This window comes from Streptomyces sp. NPDC053673, assembly GCF_055585225.1.
Genome location: NZ_JBVJKN010000076.1, coordinates 1 through 4,026, shown reverse-complemented (window position 1 = coordinate 4,026; position 4,026 = coordinate 1). Strand labels below are relative to the sequence as shown.

Annotated in this window: 1 protein-coding gene; it reads left to right on the top strand. The window is 72.0% G+C overall.

Translation table 11 applies throughout. From position 1 onward, the window contains the following. On the top strand, positions 1-4,026 hold a 4,026-nt coding region (locus tag ACZ6ZQ_RS38295), incomplete at both ends, for an SDR family NAD(P)-dependent oxidoreductase (RefSeq protein WP_469773158.1).

Genomic DNA, 4,026 nt, shown 5'->3' with positions numbered 1-4,026 from the left:
GTATGTCCGTGGTGTGCAGGTGGACTGGGACGCGGTGTTCGCCGGTACGGGAGCGCAGCGGGTGGATCTGCCCACCTACGCCTTCCAGCACGAGCACTACTGGCTCGAAAGCGGCACTTCCGAAGACGCCACCGCTGCCACTCCGGTCGACACCGTCGAGGCCCGCTTCTGGGAAGCCGTCGAACGCCAGGATGTCGCCGCGCTCACGGCCGAGTTGGACGTCGACGAGGACGAGACGCTGACCGCGCTGCTGCCTGCCCTCTCCTCGTGGCGCCGGCAGAGCCGTGAGCAGTCCACCGTGGACGGCTGGCGCTACCGCGTCACCTGGAAGCCCGCGCCCGAGCCCGCCACCTCCCGCCTGTCGGGCACCTGGCTGGTTGTCGTTCCCGAGACGGTGACCGGCCCGGCCGACGAGTGGGTCGATGCTGCCCTGAGTACGCTCGGTGAACACGGCGCCGACGTACGGCAGATCGCTGTCGCCCGTGACGACGACGCGCGGGCCGAGCTCGCCGAGCGGATCCGCGCGGCCCTCGCCGACGGCCCCGCCGTATCGGGTGTCCTGTCCCTGCTGACCCCCGCCGGGACCGCAGAGCCGTTCAGCCGGTCCGCGCCCGGCGGTGTGATCGCCACGCTCTCCCTCGTCCAGGCCCTCGGCGACGCCGACGTGACCGCGCCCCTGTGGTGCGTCACCCGCGGCGCCGTCGCCACCGCCCGCTCCGAGCAGCTGACGGACCCGGCACAGGCAGCCGTCTGGGGCCTCGGCCGGGTGACCGCGCTGGAGCACGGCGAGCGCTGGGGCGGTCTGATCGACCTCCCCGGCACGGATGCCGTGGACGACCGGGCGCTGGCCCGGCTCGCGGGCGTGCTGGCCGGTGACGGTGCAGAGGACCAGGTGGCGCTGCGCGCCTCCGGACTCTACGTACGCCGACTCGTACGTGCCCGTCTCACGGAGACGCCCGCGGTACGGGAATGGCGTCCCGAAGGCACGACGTTGGTCACCGGCGGCACAGGGGCGCTCGGTGCGCATGTCGCCCGCTGGCTCGCCGAGAACGGTGCCGAGCACCTGCTGCTCACCAGCCGCCGGGGCATCGACGCGCCCGGCGCGGCCGCACTGCGCGACGAACTGACCGCGCTCGGAACCCAGGTCACCATCGCCGCCTGCGATGTCAGTGACCGCGACGCCGTGGCCGTGCTCATCGAGGGCGTTCCCGCCGACCAGCCGCTGACAGCCGTCGTGCACACGGCAGCCGTCCTCGACGACGGCGTCATCGAGGCGCTCACCCCCGAGCAGATCGAGCGGGTGCTGCGCGTCAAGGTCGACGCGACGCTCCACCTGCACGAGCTGACGCGCGATCTCGACCTGTCGGCGTTCGTGCTCTTCTCCTCCTTCGCCGCCACCTTCGGCGCCCCGGGGCAGGGCAACTACGCCCCGGGCAACGCCTTCCTCGACGCCTTCGCCGAGTACCGCAGGGCCGCGGGCCTTCCCGCCACGTCCCTCGCCTGGGGCCCCTGGGGCGACGGCGGCATGGCCGAGGGCGCAGTGGGCGACCGGATGCGCCGCCACGGCGTCATCGAAATGTCGCCCGAGCGTGCCGTCTCCGCGCTCCAGCACGCACTGGACCGCGACGAGACCACGCTGACCATCGCCGACATGGAGTGGAAGCGCTTCGTCCTGGCCTTCACTTCGGGCCGCGCCCGGCCGCTGCTGCACGACCTGCCCGAGGCGCAGGAAGCGATGGAGAGCACTCAAACGGACGCCGCCGAGGACACCGGCAGCGCCGCCGAGCTCGCCCAGCAACTCGCCGGGCAGCCCGAGGCCGAACAGGAGCGGCTGCTGCTCGAACTGGTCCGTACGGCAGTCGCCGCCGTCCTCGGCTACGCGGGGCCCGACGCGGTCGAGGCGGGCAGGGCGTTCAAGGAGCTCGGCTTCGACTCGCTCACCTCGGTCGAACTCCGCAACCGCCTCGGCGCGGCCAGTGGTCTCAAACTGCCGCCCACCCTCGTCTTCGACCACCCGACGCCCACCGTTCTCGCCCGGCATTTGCGGGCCGAGTTCTTCGGGCAGGGCGCGGCGGCTGCCGCCTTGGCGCCCACGGCCGCGGTCTCCGACACCGAGCCGATCGCCATCGTCGCGATGAGCTGCCGCTTTCCGGGCGGGGTCCGCAACCCCGAGGAGCTGTGGCAGCTGCTCACCTCCGGCGGTGACGGACTCTCGCAGTTCCCCCTCGACCGCGGTTGGGACGTCGAGGCGCTGTACGACCCCGACCCCAACGCGCAGGGCACCTCGTACACGCGTGAGGGCGGCTTCCTGTCCGACGCCGCATCCTTCGACGCGGCGTTCTTCGGGATCTCGCCGCGCGAGGCCCTCGCCATGGACCCGCAGCAGCGGCTGCTGCTGGAGACGTCGTGGGAGGCGTTCGAGCGGGCGGGCATCGACCCGGAGACCCTGCGCGGCAGCCAGTCCGGCGTCTTCGTCGGCTCCAACGGCGCCGACTACTCCAACGTCGTGCGCGCCGCGATGGACGGCCTCGAAGGCCACCTGGCCACCGGAAGCGCGGGCAGCGTCGTCTCCGGCCGGCTCTCCTACACCTTCGGTCTGGAAGGCCCGGCCGTCACCGTCGACACCGCCTGCTCGGCTTCGCTCGTGGCCCTGCACCTGGCCGTACAGGCACTGCGAAGTGGAGAATGCTCGCTGGCTCTTGCGGGCGGTGTGACGGTCATGTCGACGCCCGGCACCTTCATCGAGTTCAGCCGCCAGCGCGGGCTGTCCACGGACGGCCGCTGCAAGGCATTCTCCTCCGACGCCGACGGATTCAGTCCGGCCGAGGGCGTGGGCATGCTGCTGGTCGAGCGGCTGTCGGACGCGCGGGCCAAGGGCCACCCGGTGCTGGCGGTGGTGCGTGGCTCGGCGATCAATCAGGACGGTGCGAGCAACGGTCTGACTGCTCCGAACGGTCCGTCGCAGCAGCGTGTGATCCGACAGGCCCTTGCCAACGCCCGCCTCTCGGCCGCCGATGTGGATGTCGTGGAGGCGCACGGTACGGGGACGACGCTCGGTGACCCGATCGAGGCGCAGGCGCTGCTCGCCACCTACGGCCAGGAGCGCCCGCCCGGCCGGCCGCTGCTGCTCGGCTCGATCAAGTCCAACATCGGCCATGCCCAGGCAGCTGCAGGCGTCGCGGGTGTCATGAAGATGGTGCTCGCCATGCAGCACGGTGTGCTGCCGCAGACCCTGCACATCCTGGAGCCCACCCCCCACGTCGACTGGAGCGCGGGCGAGGTCGCCCTGCTGACCGAGCGGACGGCATGGCCCGAGACGGACCGTCCCTGGCGTGCGGGTGTGTCGTCGTTCGGCTTCAGCGGCACCAACGCGCATGCCATCATCGAGCAGGCCCCGCCCGTGCAGGGGTCCGAGGACGGGGAGACCCCTGAGCCGCCGGCCACACCCCTACTGATCAGTTCGGCCCCGGACGGGTCGGCGTCCGACCGGCCCGCCGCGCTGCCCTGGACGCTGACGGCCAAGAGCGAGAAGGCACTGCGCGGCCAGGCCGAACGCCTGCTGGCCCGCCTGACCACCCGCCCTGACCTGCGGCTTGTCGATGTCGCTCACTCCCTGGCCACGACCCGTACCGCGCTCGACCAGCGCGCTGTGCTGATCGGCCGGGACCGTACCGACTTCGTCGGAGTGCTGACCGCTCTGGCGCACGGGGACACGTCACCCCTACTGGTTCAGGGGTCGGCAGTCGGGGGCAGGACGGCGTTCGTGTTCCCGGGACAGGGGTCGCAATGGGTGGGCATGGCCGATGCGTTGTTGGACGCTTCACCGGTGTTCGCTGCCCGGGTGGATGAGTGTGCGAAGGCGCTGGAGCCGTTTACGGACTGGTCGCTGCGCGATGTGCTGCGCGGCGTCGATGGCGCGCCGTCGTTGGAGCGGGTGGATGTGGTGCAGCCTGCGCTGTTTGCGGTGATGGTGTCGCTGGCGGAGGTGTGGCGGGCTGCGGGTGTGCGTCCGGGTGCGGTGATGGG